The 15,918-nt window shown below is 59.8% G+C and carries 14 protein-coding genes; 6 read left to right on the top strand and 8 right to left on the bottom strand.

Annotation, left to right across the window (positions count from 1 at the left end):
• Positions 1 to 10 precede the first annotated feature (10 nt).
• From CAURI_RS08110 to map, 4 genes are all read left to right on the top strand, one after another.
• Positions 11 to 1,219, top strand: a complete 1,209-nt coding sequence (locus tag CAURI_RS08110) for a M50 family metallopeptidase (protein WP_010190369.1) — start codon at positions 11 to 13, stop codon at positions 1,217 to 1,219.
• Positions 1,220 to 1,296: 77 nt separating this feature from the next.
• Positions 1,297 to 2,460: a flavodoxin-dependent (E)-4-hydroxy-3-methylbut-2-enyl-diphosphate synthase gene (gene ispG / locus CAURI_RS08105; RefSeq protein ID WP_010190368.1), complete on the top strand. Its 1,164-nt coding sequence runs from the start codon at positions 1,297 to 1,299 to the stop codon at positions 2,458 to 2,460.
• A gap of 57 nt (positions 2,461 to 2,517) precedes the next feature.
• On the top strand, positions 2,518 to 4,368 hold the full coding sequence (locus tag CAURI_RS08100) for a penicillin-binding transpeptidase domain-containing protein (protein ID WP_010190367.1): 1,851 nt from the start codon (positions 2,518 to 2,520) through the stop codon (positions 4,366 to 4,368).
• A gap of 69 nt (positions 4,369 to 4,437) precedes the next feature.
• Entirely contained in the window at positions 4,438 to 5,307 is an 870-nt protein-coding gene (map, locus tag CAURI_RS08095) for a type I methionyl aminopeptidase (protein ID WP_010190366.1), read from the top strand.
• A gap of 122 nt (positions 5,308 to 5,429) precedes the next feature.
• Here map and CAURI_RS08090 read toward each other — a convergent pair whose 3' ends face one another.
• The 6 genes from CAURI_RS08090 to CAURI_RS08065 form a co-directional block, all read right to left on the bottom strand.
• Positions 5,430 to 5,705 carry a hypothetical protein gene (locus CAURI_RS08090; RefSeq protein WP_010190365.1) on the bottom strand — a complete coding sequence of 92 codons (276 nt, stop codon included), beginning with the start codon at positions 5,703 to 5,705 and terminating at the stop codon, positions 5,430 to 5,432.
• A gap of 207 nt (positions 5,706 to 5,912) precedes the next feature.
• Entirely contained in the window at positions 5,913 to 6,266 is a 354-nt protein-coding gene (locus tag CAURI_RS08085) for a hypothetical protein (RefSeq protein WP_010190363.1), read from the bottom strand.
• A 312-nt stretch (positions 6,267 to 6,578) separates the two neighbouring features.
• Positions 6,579 to 6,983, bottom strand: coding sequence for a hypothetical protein (locus CAURI_RS08080; RefSeq protein ID WP_010190361.1), 405 nt, complete (start codon positions 6,981 to 6,983; stop codon positions 6,579 to 6,581).
• Between the two features lie 41 nt (positions 6,984 to 7,024).
• Positions 7,025 to 7,465, bottom strand: a complete 441-nt coding sequence (locus tag CAURI_RS08075) for a hypothetical protein (protein ID WP_010190359.1) — start codon at positions 7,463 to 7,465, stop codon at positions 7,025 to 7,027.
• 341 nt (positions 7,466 to 7,806) lie between these two features.
• Positions 7,807 to 9,192, bottom strand: a complete 1,386-nt coding sequence (gene mtr / locus CAURI_RS08070; protein ID WP_010190357.1) for a mycothione reductase — start codon at positions 9,190 to 9,192, stop codon at positions 7,807 to 7,809.
• 56 nt (positions 9,193 to 9,248) lie between these two features.
• Complete coding sequence (locus tag CAURI_RS08065; RefSeq protein ID WP_010190355.1) at positions 9,249 to 10,283, bottom strand: alpha/beta hydrolase; 1,035 nt, start codon at positions 10,281 to 10,283, stop codon at positions 9,249 to 9,251.
• Between the two features lie 267 nt (positions 10,284 to 10,550).
• Here CAURI_RS08065 and mqo point away from each other — a divergent pair, with 267 nt between their 5' ends.
• Positions 10,551 to 12,053 (top strand): malate dehydrogenase (quinone), encoded by a 1,503-nt coding sequence (gene mqo / locus CAURI_RS08060; RefSeq protein ID WP_010190354.1) that lies wholly within the window; start codon positions 10,551 to 10,553, stop codon positions 12,051 to 12,053.
• A 300-nt stretch (positions 12,054 to 12,353) separates the two neighbouring features.
• Here mqo and CAURI_RS08055 read toward each other — a convergent pair whose 3' ends face one another.
• Entirely contained in the window at positions 12,354 to 13,742 is a 1,389-nt protein-coding gene (locus CAURI_RS08055; protein WP_010190352.1) for a protein adenylyltransferase SelO family protein, read from the bottom strand.
• On the bottom strand, positions 13,735 to 14,550 hold the full coding sequence (locus CAURI_RS08050) for a PhzF family phenazine biosynthesis protein (RefSeq protein WP_010190350.1): 816 nt from the start codon (positions 14,548 to 14,550) through the stop codon (positions 13,735 to 13,737). The genes CAURI_RS08055 and CAURI_RS08050 overlap by 8 nt, the downstream gene beginning before the upstream one ends.
• Before the next feature lie 51 nt (positions 14,551 to 14,601).
• Between CAURI_RS08050 and CAURI_RS08045 the strand changes: the two genes are divergently transcribed.
• Entirely contained in the window at positions 14,602 to 15,915 is a 1,314-nt protein-coding gene (locus tag CAURI_RS08045; RefSeq protein ID WP_010190348.1) for a DUF4921 family protein, read from the top strand.
• Positions 15,916 to 15,918: the final 3 nt, after the last annotated feature.

Genomic DNA, 15,918 nt, shown 5'->3' with positions numbered 1-15,918 from the left:
CCCCTATTTTATGGCAAATGTCCTCGGTATAGTCCTCTTCGCTGTGGGGATCGGCATCACCGTTGCCTTACACGAGGCGGGCCACATGTTCACCGCCCGTGCCTTCGGGATGCGAGTGCGGCGCTACTTTATCGGCTTTGGGCCGCGCGTCGCCTCCTTTACACGTGGCCACACCGAATACGGCCTTGCCGCTTTTCCAGTGGGTGGCTTTTGCGATATCGCGGGCATGACGGCGCAGGATGAGTTCCTCACGGAGGAAGAAGAGCCCTATGCCATGTATAAGAAGCCGGCGTGGCAGCGGATCATCGTTCTGGCCGGCGGTATCACGGTTAACCTGCTGTTGGGATTCATTATCCTGCTGATCATTGCCATGACCACCGGCCTGCCTAACCCAGACGCGGATGTTCGTCCACGCGTAGGGAAGGTCTCCTGTGCTGTGAACCAGAATGCCGAGGGTGAATTAGAACCCTGCCAGGGCCTGGGCCCAGCCGGTGAAGCGGGCGTGGAGCCGGGGGATATCGTTGTCGCGCTCAACGGCGAGACTATGGACTCCTTCGCGCAGCTTCGCGATACCGTCATGAACTACCCCGGTGACACCGTCACCCTCACCGTCGAGCGCGATGGTGCAGCGCGTGATTTCGATATCACGCTTGCTACGGTGACTCGACTCAACGCGGAGGGACAGCTGGTGAAGGTCGGCGCCATCGGCATGACCAACCAGATTATCGATATCAGGGAGACCTACTCCTTTGTCGACGCTATCCCGGCCACCGCGCGCTACTCGGGATATGCCTTGAACGCCACCGTCCAGGGCATCGCCCAATTCCCGGCAAAGATTCCGGGTGTGGTGGCTTCTATCTTCGGGCAGGAGCGTGATGTCAACGGGCCTATGTCCGTGGTGGGCGCCTCCCGTGTGGGCGGCGAGCTGGTGGAGCGCAGTCTGTGGTCCTCCTTCTTTATGATGCTGGCCACCCTCAATTTCTTCCTCGCGTTGTTCAACCTCATTCCGCTACCGCCTTTTGATGGCGGTCACATCGCCGTGATTTTCTACGAAAAGATCCGTGATGCCCTGCGCCGTCTCATGGGCAAGGAACCGAAGGGCCCGGCGGATTACACCAAGCTCATGCCGGTGACCTATGTGTTGGCTTTCATTCTTATGGCGGTGGGTGCGCTCATCATGATTGCGGACGTGGTCAACCCAATTCGGCTGTTTGGCTAGTGATCTGGCTGCCTGCTCCCGCTGTCGTGCGCGGTGCTAGAGTAGGGGCGTTAAAACCCAATTAGCAAGGAGCACACATGTCGACCCCTATTGGTCTTGGTATTCCCGACGGCCCACCTCCCACCTTGGCGCCGCGCCGCAAGACGCGTCAGCTCATGGTCGGCCAGGTTGGCGTGGGCTCTGACCACCCCATCTCCGTGCAGTCGATGACTACGACGAAGACGCATGACATCAACGCCACCCTTCAGCAGATTGCTCAGCTGACCGCCAGTGGCTGCGATATTGTTCGCGTAGCTTGTCCGAAGACTGTGGATGCGGAGGCTTTGCCAGCAATTGCGCAGAAGTCCCCGATCCCGGTGATTGCCGATATTCACTTCCAGCCCAAGTACATCTTCGCCGCCATCGATGCCGGCTGTGCCGCTGTCCGCGTTAACCCGGGCAACATCAAGGAATTTGATGGCCGCGTCAAGGAGGTAGCTAAGGCAGCCGGCGATGCTGGTATTCCGATTCGCATTGGCGTTAACGCAGGCTCCCTGGACAAGCGCATCATGGAGAAGTACGGCAAGGCCACTCCGGAGGCTCTCGTCGAGTCTGCACTCTGGGAGGCCGGGCTCTTCGAGGAGCACGGTTATGGCGATATCGTCATTTCCGTAAAGCACAATGACCCGGTCGTCATGGTGGAGGCCTACCGCCAGCTCGCCGCTCAGTGCGACTACCCGCTGCACCTCGGCGTTACCGAGGCCGGCCCCGCATTCCAGGGCACCATCAAGTCTTCGGTCGCTTTCGGTGCCCTGCTTGCCGAAGGCATCGGTGACACCATCCGCGTGTCCTTGTCCGCGGACCCGGTCGAAGAGATCAAGGTCGGTGACCAGATTCTGCAGTCCCTCAATTTGCGCCCGCGCAAGCTGGAGATTGTCTCCTGCCCGTCCTGTGGTCGCGCACAGGTGGACGTGTACAAGCTGGCCAACGAGGTCACCGAGGGCCTTGACGGTATGGAATTCCCGCTGCGCGTGGCCGTTATGGGTTGCGTGGTGAATGGCCCGGGTGAGGCCCGCGATGCTGACCTCGGCGTAGCTTCCGGTAACGGCAAGGGCCAGATCTTCGTCAAGGGTGAGGTCATCAAGACCGTTCCGGAGTCCAAGATTGTGGAAACACTCATTGAAGAGGCAATGCGTCTGGCAGAAGAGCAGGGCCTGGAAGCCGTGGAAGGCGCCAAGGCTGAGGTCCGCGTTACCAAGTAGCCCGCCTGCGGTGTGGGGTGGCCGTCTAGCCGCCCCATGCTGCTACGCTGCCCAAGCATGAAGAAGTTCGTGGCGCTGCTCGGTGCGGCAAGCATCGCGGCGTCGTCCTTGGTGGGATGCACCCCCAAGCCGGTGTCCGCACGCCCAGTTGCCGAGCAATTCCTGGAAGACATGGAAACCCGCAACAATGAGGACCTAGCGCAGCTCGTTGATGACAGCACCACCGCCACGAACACCCTCGACGCAACCTTCGCGGGCCTGCAAGCAGAGGGCCTCGACGTTGAATTGACCGACGTTGAGCAAGAGGAAGCCAAGGCGACCGCGCACTATTCAGTGACGTGGACCTTGCCGCGCAACCGTTCCTTGCGCTATGACACGTCTATGGCCTTGACACGCAAGGATAAAGACTGGACCGTGCGCTGGCAGCCCAGCATCATCCACCCTGAGCTCGGTGCGCACCAGCACCTTGAGCTGCGATCGATCGCGCCGAAACGTGCTGGCGTGGTCTCCTCCGATGGGGTGGAGCTGATGTCTCCGGGTTTGCAATACCGCCTCGTCGTCGACACCGACGCGGTAGACGATCCCCGCCCCGTCGCCGCAAAAGTATCCGGCGCGCTGAGCCAGGCGCATGAGGAGGATGATTCCTTCCCCGAAATTGATTCTGGTGAGCTCGCCAAAAACCTCGAAGAGGTCGATGGTGCTTACTCGGTCACCATGCTCAACGAGGCTCAGGCAGCGCGGCTGCGCCCGGTCCTGGAGAATCAGAAGGGGATTCGTTTCAACGAGGAGCCCGCGCTTATCACGCGCGATACCGGCTTGGCCCCGGATATCCTCGCCCGCGTGCGGGCGATGGTCTCTGAGGACGTCGACGGGACTAATGGCTGGTCCGTCTCGGTAGTCAACGAGCACGGCGCCGCGCTTTCCGACGTCGAGTATCACGAACCCGAGGCGGCCCCGTCCGTCAAAGTATCGCTGGACTATGACGTCCAGCGTGCCGCCCAAGAAGCGGTCAATCTGCGCCCCGAGTATGAGGCCATGATCGTGGCCATGCGTCCCTCCACGGGCGAGATACTTGCCGTGGCCCAAACCCCGGAGGCGGATAAGAAGGGTGATATCGCCCTCCAAGGCCAGTTCCCTCCCGGATCGGTGTTCAAGATCATTACGGCTTCGGCGGGCGTCGACAAGCAAGGCCTTTCGCCAGACTCCATTGTGCCGTGCCCCGGAACCATGGACCTGTATGGGCGCACCGTGACCAACTACAACGGTTTTTCCCTGGGCTCGGTGCCGCTGCGCCAAGCCTTCGCGCAATCCTGTAACACCACCTTCGCGCAGATCTCGACGGACCTTCCGAAGGGAGAGCTGCGCGACGTGGGCAAGCAATATGGCCTGGGCATCGACTATGAGGTACCGGGGCTGTCGACGCTCACCGGCTCCGTCCCCGAGGGCGAGACTCCACTGGAGCGCACGGAAGCTGGCTATGGTCAGGGCCTGGACCTTGTGTCTCCCTTTGGCATGGCCCTTGTATCTTCGACAGTTGCGGCAGGCAAGACCCCGACGCCGACGCTCATCGAGTCACGCGAAACCAAGGTTTCCGAGGAGGTTCCCGCGCCCAGCGAGGAAACTCTGGCTCAAGTGCGAGACATGATGCGCCAGGTAGTGGCGAGCGGTACCGCCGCAGGAATGCAGGCCCAGGGGACTGTCTACGGCAAGACCGGTGAGGCGGAAATCAACGGCGGCTCGCACGCCTGGTTCACCGGATTCCGGGATGATGACATTGCGTTCGCAACGCTCGTCGTTCTGGGCGGTGGTTCGACGATTTCGGTCAACATCACTGATAATTTCTTGCAGCGTCTAGATACCCTCCGCGCGGAAGGCCACGGCGAGGTTGCTTCCGCACAAGAGCAGTAGCGCGTGCTCCTTAGCGCGCCAATGGTGCTCTTTGTCGGGTGCTGGGCAAGAGGGCTACCATGAGTAGTTATGACTAAGCGCGCGATGCTGAAACAAGAAAAAGATACCCCAATCCGCAAGGTACCGAAGGATATTGAGCGCCCCGAGTACGTGTGGAAGGACACGGTTCAGGAAGCTCAGGGCGAGCCATTCGTGCAGACCCCGGAGGTTATTGAGGCCATGCGTGAGGCCTCCCGGATTGCCGCCAACGCCCTTCAGGAGGCAGGAAAGGCAGTGGCTCCCGGTGTGACCACGGATGAGATTGACCGCGTTGCGCACGAGTATATGTGTGACCACGGCGCGTACCCGTCGACGCTGGGATACCTGGGTTTCCCGAAATCCTGCTGCGTCTCCCTCAACGAGATTGTCTGCCACGGCATCCCGGATACTACGGTGATTGAGGACGGTGACATCGTCAATATCGATGTCACTGCGTTCAAGAATGGTGTCCACGGCGATACCAACGCTACGTTCCTCGCCGGCAACGTCACCGAGGAACACAAGCTTCTGGTGGAGCGCACCAAGGAAGCGATGATGCGCGGCATTAAGGCCGCCAAGCCCGGCCGTGAGATTAACGTCATCGGACGCGTCATTGAGTCTTATGCTCACCGCTTCGGCTACAACGTGGTCACTGACTTTACCGGTCACGGTGTAGGCCCCACCTTCCACAACGGGCTGGTTGTGCTGCACTATGATTCCATGACCTACCGTGACATCCTCGAGCCTGGAATGACCTTGACCATCGAGCCGATGATTAATCTGGGCTCGCTGGACTATGAGATTTGGGATAACGGCTGGACCGTCCAGAACACCGATGGCCGGTTCACCGCCCAGTTCGAGCACACCATCGTGATTACTGATGATGGTAACGAGATCCTCACCCTTCCGGATGAGGCCTAGCGTTTAGGCGCCGATATTTAAGCGCCGAGCGCTTAAACATTGCCAGAACGAAACAAAGCCCTCCGCCTGCCGTGCGATACACGGTGAGGCGGAGGGCTTTGTGCTGCCAGCAATGAACGTGACTAGAAGGAGGCGTTCTTGAGGGCCTGGCCAACGTAGTCCGGAATCGTGCCGGAGTACACAGCGTAGTTGTAGGCGGCGACAGCGGGGGAAACAGCAGCAGCGGCAACCATAGCGATGGTGCCACCACGCCAAAGGTCCAGCCACTGCGGAACCTGGGATGGGTTCTTGGTGGAGCCGAAGGCGTCAGCACCCTTACCGGTGATGTTGCCGTCGGTCACGCCGCCCAGCTTGGAGGAGAGGGAGCCATTGCCTTCAGAAGAGAGTGCGGAGGACATCTCGGAGGAAGTAGCGTCGTTCTGGAGCTCCTCCTGAACCTGCTGGTCAGTCAGGTCGGAGCCAGGAACAGCCTCAGCAGCGGAAGCTACGGTGGTGCCAGCGAAGGCGACAGTGACGGCGGTTGCAACAGCAACGGCGGCGGTGCGGAAATTACGTATCTTGGGTAAAGCCTTTCAAAAAGTGGGTTAGAAGGGGGAAGGGGAGAACTACATGCCGAACTTGAGGTAGTTCAGCGCCGGGCCAACCAGACCACCGGCGATGGTGATGATGGTGGCGACGATGCCGATGCCAGCGAGGGCCTGTGCCCACTTCGGCTCGCTGGAGATGGAAGAGTTCTGACCGAAGATGTTCTGACCGTTGGCTTCCTTGTCAGCCTCGAGCGCCTTGCCCAGTGCGGAGGAGCCGCCTGCCTTCTGGGTGCCCTGCTGCTCACCAGCAGATGCGGAAGAGTTGGAAGCGGAATCGTTGCTGCTGTCCTCTGCAGCGGTAGCAACGGTGGTGCCGCCGAATGCAACAGCGAGAGCGGTAGCACCGACAATGGTGGCCTTGCGAATGCACATAGTGTGAATCCTTTTAAACCTCGTAGGAACTGGAATAACTATAGGGTGTCCCAAGTCACTTGAGCGATTCTAGCGTAAACATTGGCAGGATTCACAGGAACGAAACCATTCTTAGGTGATTACTACTTGAGCCCGCCAAATCCCGCTGCTGGGCAAACATCTGCAGCAAATCGCTCAGTAAGGCTTAAGAGAATGAAAGGATTTCGACAGCTCACCAATAGACAGCCAAGACATGCGAAAGCGCCCATCCTTACAACAAGAGGATGGGCGCTCGTGAAATCCGCTGAGTTAGTCAGCGTACCCGCAACTTAATTAGCGGCGGAAGATCGGGTCCAGCACGTGTGCCGGAACGATGTTGTTGGACACAGCGAAGTTGTAGGCAGCGAACAGGGCACCTGCAATTGCGGTGCCGAGGGCAGCGTAGGTGCCGTCGCGCCAGATCTTGGCCCAAGCCGGGTTGGTCTCGTCCTTGGTCTCCTTGCCGAGGAGGTCTTCTCCGGAGACCTTCTTGTCCTTCTCGAGCTGCGAGCCGATCTTGGAGGACAGGGTCTCGTTAGACTTGTCCTTGTTGGCCTCGCCGATTGCGGAGGACAGCTGGGAAGAGGAGGTGTTCTCGTTCTCGTTCTGGCTCTCTGCAGCGAAAGCAACGGAGGTGCCAGCGAAAGCAACGGAAGCAGCGGTTGCGGCAGCAACGGCGGCGGTGCGGAAGTTACGCATGAAATTTAAGCCTTTCGGAAAAAGTGTGTAGGGGAGACGTCTTAGAAGGACGGGCCGTGGACGAAGAAGTTGTACACAACGCCGATGAAGCCAGCTACGGAAGCGATAGCGCTAGCGATGCCCAGGCCGTAGAAAGCCTTGGCCCAGGTCGGCTGGTCGCTGAGGCGGGTGCACTCTTCCTTGGTCTCGTTGGCATCGCAGTTCTCGTGCTTGGAGGAGCCGAAGATAGCGCGGCCGTCAGCCTCGGTGGTCTTGTTGTCGTTCTCGCCCTTGTTGAACCAGGTGTCACCGATCTTGGAGGACAGGGAAGCCTCGCCCTTGGCGCCTTCCTTGGAAGCGGAGGAGTTGGAGTTCTCCTGGGAAGAGGGGCTGGTGTTCTCCTGAGCGGAGGAGTTGGTGTCCTCTGCGAAAGCGACGGTGGAGCCGCCGAAAGTAACAGCGAGAGCAGTAGCGCCGGCGATGGCTGCATTGCGGATACGCATATCAAAAGTCCTTAGTGTCGTACGTGCAAAGCCTCCGGATTGGGAGGCTTTGATTTACAGGGATAGGGATTATTTTGGTATCCCCAAAACACACTGAGCCGGTAGAGAGTAGCGGCTCGTTCCGGTGTCCGTACTTAACCTAGCCAACGGTCAGGGAAAATGCACGTCGGTTTGAAGCTTCTTTTAAGCCTCCGCGCCTACCACCCCCAAAATGGGTGAAATCCTGAAAGATTGCTGGCAGATGTTGGTGGCGTTAAGCGGCGCTTGTAGTGGGGTTCAGGGCTTTTGGTGAAATTAGTTTAACGGCAATGTGAAAAAGATCACTCAATTTGATGTAACTTTCACTCCTGCCACTCTAGTCCCAAAACTGCGTTTTCCACTACTTCTGGCAGTGCCGGGTGGATCCAGTATTGAGAGCGGGCGAACTCGCGCATATCAAGGCCGTAGGCCATGGCAGTGATCAACTGCTGGATAAGAGTGGAGGCTTGTGGGCCCATTAGGTGGGCGCCGAGGAGCTTGCCCGTGCCCTGGTCAGCTACCAGCTTGCAGATGCCCGTTGTGTCTTCCATAGCCCAGCCATAGGCAACGTCGCCAAAGTTCTGCACCTTCACCGTGACGTCATAGCCCTCTTCGCGGGCTTGTGCCTCAGTAAGTCCTACCGTCGCAATTTGCGGGTGGGTGAAGACAGCCGCTGGGACGTGCTCATGCGGCATTGGCTGGAGATCGTCTGGGTGTAACAGGTTGTGCTGGACTGCTCGCTGCTCCGCATTGGCTACGTGCTTGAGCATGTAGGGGGAGGAGACATCGCCGAGAGCCCACACACCCTCGCAGGTGGTGCGACCAAACTCGTCGACCTTGATGCGCCCGTCCTCGTGCATTTCAATGCCGCTGGTAGAAAGATCCATCTGATCGCCATTGGGTTGGCGGCCGGTGGCCACGAGGATGGCTTCTGCCTCGAGGACATCACCGCTATCCAAGGTTAGACGTACACCGTCTGCGGTTTCCTCTAGTGCTGTGGTGGTGCCAATGCGGACGTCGAAACGCTCGCGTGCGATGTCGTTGAACCGGGAACTTAAGTCTTCGTCGAGGAAGCGGAGGAGCTTCTCCGAACGGTTGACCACGGTCACTTCGGTGCCCAGGCCATCGAAGACGTGAGCAAATTCCATGGCGATGTAGCCACCGCCGACCACAATGAGGCTGCGCGGCTGCTTCTCAAGCCGCATGATGTCCTCGTTGGTGTGGACCGGCACGGAAGAGCTGGCATAAGGTTCGGGCAGCACAGGGCGTGAGCCGGTAGCAATAACAATATTGTCACCGGTGATGATGTCATCGCCGGCCTGCAGGGTTTTTGGTCCGATGAACCGAGCGTGCTGATCAAAGACTGTAATATTGGGCGTTTCCTCGCCGCGGCGGTACTCTTCGCCACCGCGGGCGATCTGATCAATGCGGTTGTGGAATACGCGCTCGACAATGCCCTCCCAATCCACAGCATCCACGTGGGCGCTGAGCCCAAGACGTGTGGCCTCGCGCGCGGCGAGTGCAACGTCGGCAGCGTAGACGTACATCTTCGTCGGGATGCAGCCCACGTTGAGACAGGTTCCACCGAAGGTTCCCTCTTCGATGATGGCGATGGATTTATCGTCGAACTCAGGAGAGGGGATTGAATTTCCCGACCCGGTGCCGATGATGACGAGGTCAAAGTGCTGTGCGGAAGTCATGCCGACCATTCTAGAGGCTGCCTAGCCGCAACCCGTGCAGGTTGAAAAGCGCGAGGTGAGCGAGTCTAAACCGTCTCAACTGGGACCACGGCGCGCAGCCATTCCGCGGTGGTGGAGAGGGCTTCCTGCAGCGGTTCGGGGCGGGAAAGAAAGAGATCGTGGCGCCCATTATTTACAACGTGGAGCGTATAGCGAGCGCTGAGCTCCTTGGCCCATCGCTGGCTTTGGCGTACGTCCACAACAACATCAGCGGTGTTAGAGGATTCGCTATAAGCCTGATTGAGCTCGGAACGCCCTGAAGTCATGGTCAGCAGTGGGAGTCCCATGTCGATGCGGCCGGAATGGATCGCGTCGAAGCCACGGAAGACTGCTGCTACCCAGCCCAGGTATTTCGGGTGCCCGCCCAGCGGCTTGAAGCGACGATCGAAATCCCAGTCACCCTGTTCTTCGGAATGGATAGATTCCCCGTAGGCAGTGAGATCGCCTCCGGGAATCGGGAACTTTGGGGCGATGGCAGCGCCGGAATAGATAACGTGCTTGAGCAGCTCATAAGTCTTATCCGCCATTCCCATCATGGCCAACCAGGGGCTGTTGAAGACGACACCGGAGATGCGGTTGAAACGTTCGCGGTCCTGGCGGCGAAGGCGATCAAGCCAGAGTGCGATGATGGTGCCGGCGGTGGAGTGGCCCACGATGACGACACGCTGGTTGGGGAGGGCGTCGAGAGCCGCGTTGAGGTCGGCGTCGTAATTCTTCATATCGCTGATGTAATGCCAGGTTTGGCCGTCCCTCCGGGAGCGCCCGCACTTGCGCAGGTCGAGAGCATAAAAGGCATAGCCGAGATCATAGAAATAGCGCGCCACGTGATCGTGAAAGAAGTAATCCGTCATGCCATGGACCCACACCAGGGCGGGGCGGTCATCGTGGGCATCCGTGTCAGGGCAGTAGCGCAAGAGCGTCGCGCACACATCGCCCTCGCCATCAGGGTCGGCGCCGAGTTCAAGGGTGGTGGCTTGGAAATCGGGCCCGAGGAAATCTTCTGTCCATTTGAGTTCGTCATATGTCATGGAGCTCATGATAGGCCGTGCAGCCAGGTACATCGGGCGGGGTGGAGTGCTAGCGGCAGATGTCCTGCACCACGAATGGGGTAGTGGACTCGGATTCGGGCATTTATTCTCCCAGGAATGCCTATTTTGCGGCAAGGGGCGTAAGGTGGAATCAATGCTTGACGGACCTCCCGCAGGGGAGGTCTGTATGCCGGTTTGCTTCCTAGCATCGTCGAGCGCTTCTCACCGCGCCCTGTGCACCCACATGCGCCGGGCACTTGACCACAACGAATATATCGACTCAAAGAGGTAATAAGTACAGTGTCCTCCGATAAGAAGACAGCACAAGTAGTAGACGAGGTTGAGGTCGCACTCATTGGTGCAGGTATTATGAGCGCCACCCTCGGCGCCATGCTGCGTGAGCTCGAGCCCAGCTGGACCCAAATGGTCTTCGAGCGCCTGGATGGGCCTGCCCTTGAGTCTTCTTCGCCGTGGAACAACGCCGGTACGGGTCACTCCGCGCTGTGCGAGCTGAACTACACCCCGGAGAAGAACGGCCGCATTGATATCTCCAAGGCTTTGAACATCAATGAGAAGTTCCAGGTTTCTCGCCAGTTCTGGTCCCACCAGCTCAACAATGGCATCCTGACGGACCCGAAGGCCTTCATCAACCCAGTTCCGCATGTGTCCTTTGCCCAGGGCTCCATCCAGGTGGATTACCTGAAGCGCCGTTTCGACGCACTGAAGGATAACCACATGTTCCCGAACATGCAGTTCAGCGACGATGACGCCACCTTCCAGGAGAAGCTGCCCCTGATGTCCCAGGGCCGTGACTTCAACTCCCAGAAGGTTGCCATCTCTTGGACCGATGCGGGCACCGACGTCAACTTTGGCGCCCTGGCTAAGCAGTTCTTCACTGCCGCTAAGGCTGCCGGCACCGAGATCCGTTATGGCCACGAGGTCGTTGATATCAAGCGTGAGGGCTCCAAGTGGCGCGTGGTGGCAAAGAACCTGCACACCGGTGACTACCAAGCTGTCCACGCCAAGTTCGTCTTCGTCGGTGCCGGCGGTTACGCACTCGACCTGCTGCGTAAGGCTGGTGTCCGTGAGGTTTCTGGTTTCGCCGGTTTCCCGGTTTCGGGCCTGTGGCTGCGTTCCAAGAACCCGGAGCTTGTCAAGCAGCACCACGCCAAGGTGTATGGCAAGGCTGCTGTGGGCGCTCCGCCGATGTCCGTGCCGCACTTGGACACCCGTGTTATCGACGGTGAAGAAGGCCTGCTGTTTGGCCCCTACGGTGGCTGGTCCCCGAAGTTCCTGAAGAAGGGCTCCTACCTGGACCTGTTTAAGTCCATCCGTCCGGACAACATCACCTCTTACCTGGGTGTGGCTGCACAGGAGTTTGGTCTGACCAAGTACCTGGTGACCGAGGTCCTCAAGGACTTCGACAAGCGCGTTGAAACCCTGAAGGAATACGTCCCGAGCGCTGACCCGGCTGATTGGGAGACTGTTATCGCCGGCCAGCGTGTTCAGGTGATTAAGCCGGCGGGTGCACCGCAGTTCGGCTCCTTGGAGTTCGGTACCACCCTCATCAACAACCCAGAAGGCAACATCGCTGGTCTGCTTGGCGCTTCCCCGGGTGCTTCCATCACCCCGGCCATCATGATTGAGCTGCTGGAGCGCTGCTTCGGTGAGAACATGATCCAGTGGGGCGATAAGATTCAGGAGATGATTCCGTCCTACGGCACCAAGCTCTCCAAGGACAAGAAGCTCTACAACGAGATGTGGGAGTACACGCAGAAGACGCTGCAGCTTGAGTCCAAGTAATTCGCTCTTCGCCTTGTCGGCGATTCCCTCGCAGGTAATTCTCAGTAATTGGCAGGAAGCGTTCAGTGCACCGGAACGCTTCGCCAAGGACAACGCCCCATAATGATGGTGTGCGTTTGAGAGAGCGCATGCGAGAGAGATAGAGAGAACCCCAGCCACGCGGGGCGGTCGGCCTGAGAAACCGACCGGGAGCGTGGCAGTGAAAGATAGAGACGCACCGCCGCCCCGAGACTCCGTTTCCTTTCCTACGGAGACCTCGGGGCGGTGGTGTGTTTCCTTCTGCTTCTGCGCTCTAGGCTCCTAGGTTCCACAGTAGGTGAGATAACCTTCCGTACCACCGGGCTGCTCATACTCCGGCGCAGCATTAAAAGGACGCGTGGTGGCGTGCAGAAGACGGGCGAACTCTTCGGCATCGCCCAGAGCGTTTTCAACCAGCCGCGGCCGGGGAATCACGCGCGGCACGGTCTGGTCTAGGAGCTTGATGTCAGGGCCACTTGCGCAGTAGGCATCAACGAAACTCCGATCCTCGAACTCTGCATAGGCCGCCGCAGGTTCACCCGCCGCGGCGCTGACGAGGCTGCGGTTGGCCTGTGTCAGGTCCGGGGCGGCCTGCGCGAGGGCAGCGCTGTAATCCTGGAAAAGCTCGTCGGGCATCTGCAGGCGGCGCTGTGCCTCTCGGCGGCGGGCCCTCTCATAACGTTCGCCAAAGGTATCGATGGCCTCTTGCGCCCAGGTGAGGGCGTTGTCAGGGGAGTCGTCGATAAGCGGAAGCAGTGACTCCGCCAATCGCGCAAGGTTCCAGCCCAACATGTCGGGCTGGCGCTCAAAGCGGTAGCGTCCCTGCGTGTCGATAGAGCTAAACCAAGTGTTGGGGTCGAAGCGTTCCATGAACGCGCAGGGGCCATAGTCAATGGTTTCGCCCGATAACGTGGTGTTATCGGTGTTCATTACGCCGTGAATGAAGCCCAGCTGCATCCACCCGGCGATTGTCGCCGCTTGTGCCTCCATGACGTGAGTGAATAGCTCCCGGCAGTCGGCGCCGGGGTAGTGGCGTTCACTGGTGTAGGCGGCGAGCTGTTGGAGTAACCCGGGCACCTGCGAGTGCGCGGCAAAGTGGAAGGATCCGACACGGATGTGGCTTGCGGCCACCCGCACGAGTACCCCTGCCTCCTCCACCATCTGGCGCTGGATGGGGCGCCCAGTGGCGAGGACTGCCAGAGAACGCGTGGTGGGCACACCTAGGGCATGCATCGACTCGGAAAAGAGATACTCACGCAGCATTGAGCGCAGCGTGCCGCGCCCATCAGATCCATAGCGTGAGTAAGGGGTCAGCCCCGTGCCCTTGGCATGCAGATCCCAGAGGCCCGTGGGGTTGTGAGGCGTGGCGGGGCCGGTGACTTCGCCCAAGAGGAGAGCGCGGCCATCACCCATTGTTGGGTTGTATTGGCCGAACTGAAAGCCGGCGTAGGCCATCGCGTGGGGAGTAACTGGCCCGCGGCCGAGGAGAAACTCTATTCCGTCCTCGCTGCGCAGCCAGTCAGGATCGAGGCCGAGCTCGGTGGCTAGTTCTTCGTTGAGCACCACCAATCGCGCCGCTGGCTGTTCTTCCCCGCGGCTTGCCGTGACCATCTGTGGCAAGCGTTGAGTAAAATCATTGTGCAGCTCAAAAGGCAGGGTCTGTTCAGTCATCGCAGGACCCCAGGGTTCCGCGCACGCGAACGTGAACGTTGCCGCCTACCCAGAGCTCGTACCCGTCATCGTCGATAAAGACGCGGCCATCGCGGCCTACCTGACTGCCTTGTGCCGCGGTATAGCGGGCAGGAACGGCGCCCTTGGTGCGGAGGAACTGGGCAGCGCCGCCGTTGAAGGAACCGGTGACGGGGTCCTCGAATTGCCCGGTGATGGCGCGAACCTCATAGGCTGGCTCCACATCCCCGGTGAGGCCGATCACGCCGACCTTGACGCCGGGGGTGGGCGTGGGGCGAAGATTCCGCACGGCCTCAGCAGACTCGAGCTGGACCAAGCGCCAGCCAGGCCCGTTGTCCACCCAGCCGGAGTCAACGATTGTCTCTTCGTCGATTCCGAGTACGGCGGCTGCTTCGGAGCGCTCAGCCTCACTCAGTTGCCCGTGGCGCAGCAAGGGCGGGGTGGCGAAGGCGAAGCGACCCTCGTCCTGGCGCACGGTGACTAAGCCGACACCGCATTCCTGAATCAAGGTCCCGCTCTTTCCTAATAGCTCCGCCGCGACGCGCGCGCTGCCCAGCGTGGGGTGGCCGGCGAAGGGGAACTCTTCGTAAGGGGTGAAGATCCGCACGCGGTAGTCCGCGCCTGGATCTGTAGGCGAGCACAGGAACGTCGTCTCGGAGAAATTGGTCCAGTGTGCGATGCGCTGCATCTCTTCGGTGCTCAAGTCATCGGCATCCGCAACCACGGCGAGGGGATTACCGGTAAACGGCCCAGTGGCGAAGACATCTACTTCAAAGAATCGGTGCTGCATGGGGCCTAAGTCTAGTCGCACCGGCAGGCGGGGAGGTCTACGCTGGGCTGCATGAGCGAAGCACTTTTTAGCCGCGTTGAACCTATCCAGACCATGGCGGATGGGACCGTCAAACAGGTCAACCCTTTCTCCGGAACGGAGGTGTGGACGGTGCCGGGACGTGGCAATCGCCCGCTCTCTCATCCGGCGAAGGACCCGCAGCCGCTGGGCCCCGATGCCTTGACACACAGCTGTGCCTTTTGCTCAGGCCGCATGTTGGATACCCCACCGGAAAAGTCCCGCATCTTGGCCTCGGGGGAGATTCAGCGCGGCCTTCTTCCACACGAGCTGGATAATTCTCAGCCGCTGTTTCGCCGCGTTCCGAACCTTTTTGAAATCGTGTCTTATGACTACTGGCACGAGAACTATGGCTTCACCATGGACCCAGACCTGGCTCGTCACAAAGAAAGCTACGAGGCTGACGAGGCTGGGCGCCTGCACGTACTCAATGTGGTGCGCACCAAGCTCAAGGCAGCGGGCAAGGATGCCGCGCTGGATGACGATTCTTTGCTCGCCCTCGCCGATGGTTTCTTCGGCGGCGGACATGATGTCATTATCTCCTCGCGGCACTTCGCGGATGGGGCGGTCGATGACAGTCAGCTAGCCTCCTCCGGCACGCTGAGCCCCGATGAGCACTACCTGCTGACAACATTTACTGCGGAATCGACGCGAGAGCTCTATCAGCGCAACCGCTACGCCTCTTATGTCGCCGTGTTCCAGAACTGGCTAGCGCCGGCGGGTGCGTCCTTCGACCACCTGCACAAGCAGCTCGTCGCGATTGACGCCCTGGGTATGGCCGCCCACCAGGAAAATGCGATTCTGCGGGCGCACCCCAACATGTACAACGATTGGGCTGTGGGCTATGCGGCAAAACGCAACCTCGTCATCGCAGAAAATGATTATGCGGTGCTCTTCGCCGGATTTGGCCACCGCTATCCCACGCTGGAGATCTTCTCCAAGTCACCGCGCTGCGAGCCGTGGGACCAGAACCCGGATGAAGTACGTGGAATGTCGGATCTGATCCACGCAGCCCACGCCGCGGTGGGGCCGGACGTGGCCTGCAATGAAGAATGGCACCACCGCCCACCCAGCGTGGATCTGCCGCAACCATGGCGCGTCATGATCAAGCTGCGCGTGTCCACATTGGCAGGCTTCGAGGGCGGCACGAAGGTCTATATCAACACCATCGACCCGTGGGGATTGCGTGATCGCGTCGTGGACGCCATGTTCCGCCTTCGCGAGCGCGGCGAGATTGCCTCCGGTATCGCTATCGCTACCGAGTGCGAGCTCAAGCGCAATAGTTTGCGCTATAACCCATTGGTTTAGGGG

Source organism: Corynebacterium aurimucosum ATCC 700975, assembly GCF_000022905.1.
Classification (GTDB): domain Bacteria; phylum Actinomycetota; class Actinomycetes; order Mycobacteriales; family Mycobacteriaceae; genus Corynebacterium; species Corynebacterium aurimucosum_F.
The sequence above is the reverse complement of the archived record's forward strand: the minus strand, read 5'-3'. Positions and strand labels throughout refer to the sequence as shown.

Bases quoted from the DNA above. Each gene is read 5' to 3' on its own strand.
- CAURI_RS08055 (WP_010190352.1), bottom strand. From the start codon at position 13,742: ATGACTGAACAGACCCTGCCTTTTGAGCTGCACAATGATTTTACTCAA.
- CAURI_RS08075 (WP_010190359.1), bottom strand. From the start codon at position 7,465: ATGCGTATCCGCAATGCAGCCATCGCCGGCGCTACTGCTCTCGCTGTT.
- CAURI_RS08110 (WP_010190369.1), top strand. From the start codon at position 11: ATGGCAAATGTCCTCGGTATAGTCCTCTTCGCTGTGGGGATCGGCATC.
- map (WP_010190366.1), top strand. From the start codon at position 4,438: ATGACTAAGCGCGCGATGCTGAAACAAGAAAAAGATACCCCAATCCGC.
- ispG (WP_010190368.1), top strand. From the start codon at position 1,297: ATGTCGACCCCTATTGGTCTTGGTATTCCCGACGGCCCACCTCCCACC.
- mtr (WP_010190357.1), bottom strand. From the start codon at position 9,192: ATGGTCGGCATGACTTCCGCACAGCACTTTGACCTCGTCATCATCGGC.
- CAURI_RS08090 (WP_010190365.1), bottom strand. From the start codon at position 5,705: ATGTCCTCCGCACTCTCTTCTGAAGGCAATGGCTCCCTCTCCTCCAAG.
- CAURI_RS08100 (WP_010190367.1), top strand. From the start codon at position 2,518: ATGAAGAAGTTCGTGGCGCTGCTCGGTGCGGCAAGCATCGCGGCGTCG.
- CAURI_RS08080 (WP_010190361.1), bottom strand. From the start codon at position 6,983: ATGCGTAACTTCCGCACCGCCGCCGTTGCTGCCGCAACCGCTGCTTCC.
- CAURI_RS08065 (WP_010190355.1), bottom strand. From the start codon at position 10,283: ATGTACCTGGCTGCACGGCCTATCATGAGCTCCATGACATATGACGAA.
- CAURI_RS08045 (WP_010190348.1), top strand. From the start codon at position 14,602: ATGAGCGAAGCACTTTTTAGCCGCGTTGAACCTATCCAGACCATGGCG.
- CAURI_RS08085 (WP_010190363.1), bottom strand. From the start codon at position 6,266: ATGTGCATTCGCAAGGCCACCATTGTCGGTGCTACCGCTCTCGCTGTT.
- CAURI_RS08050 (WP_010190350.1), bottom strand. From the start codon at position 14,550: ATGCAGCACCGATTCTTTGAAGTAGATGTCTTCGCCACTGGGCCGTTT.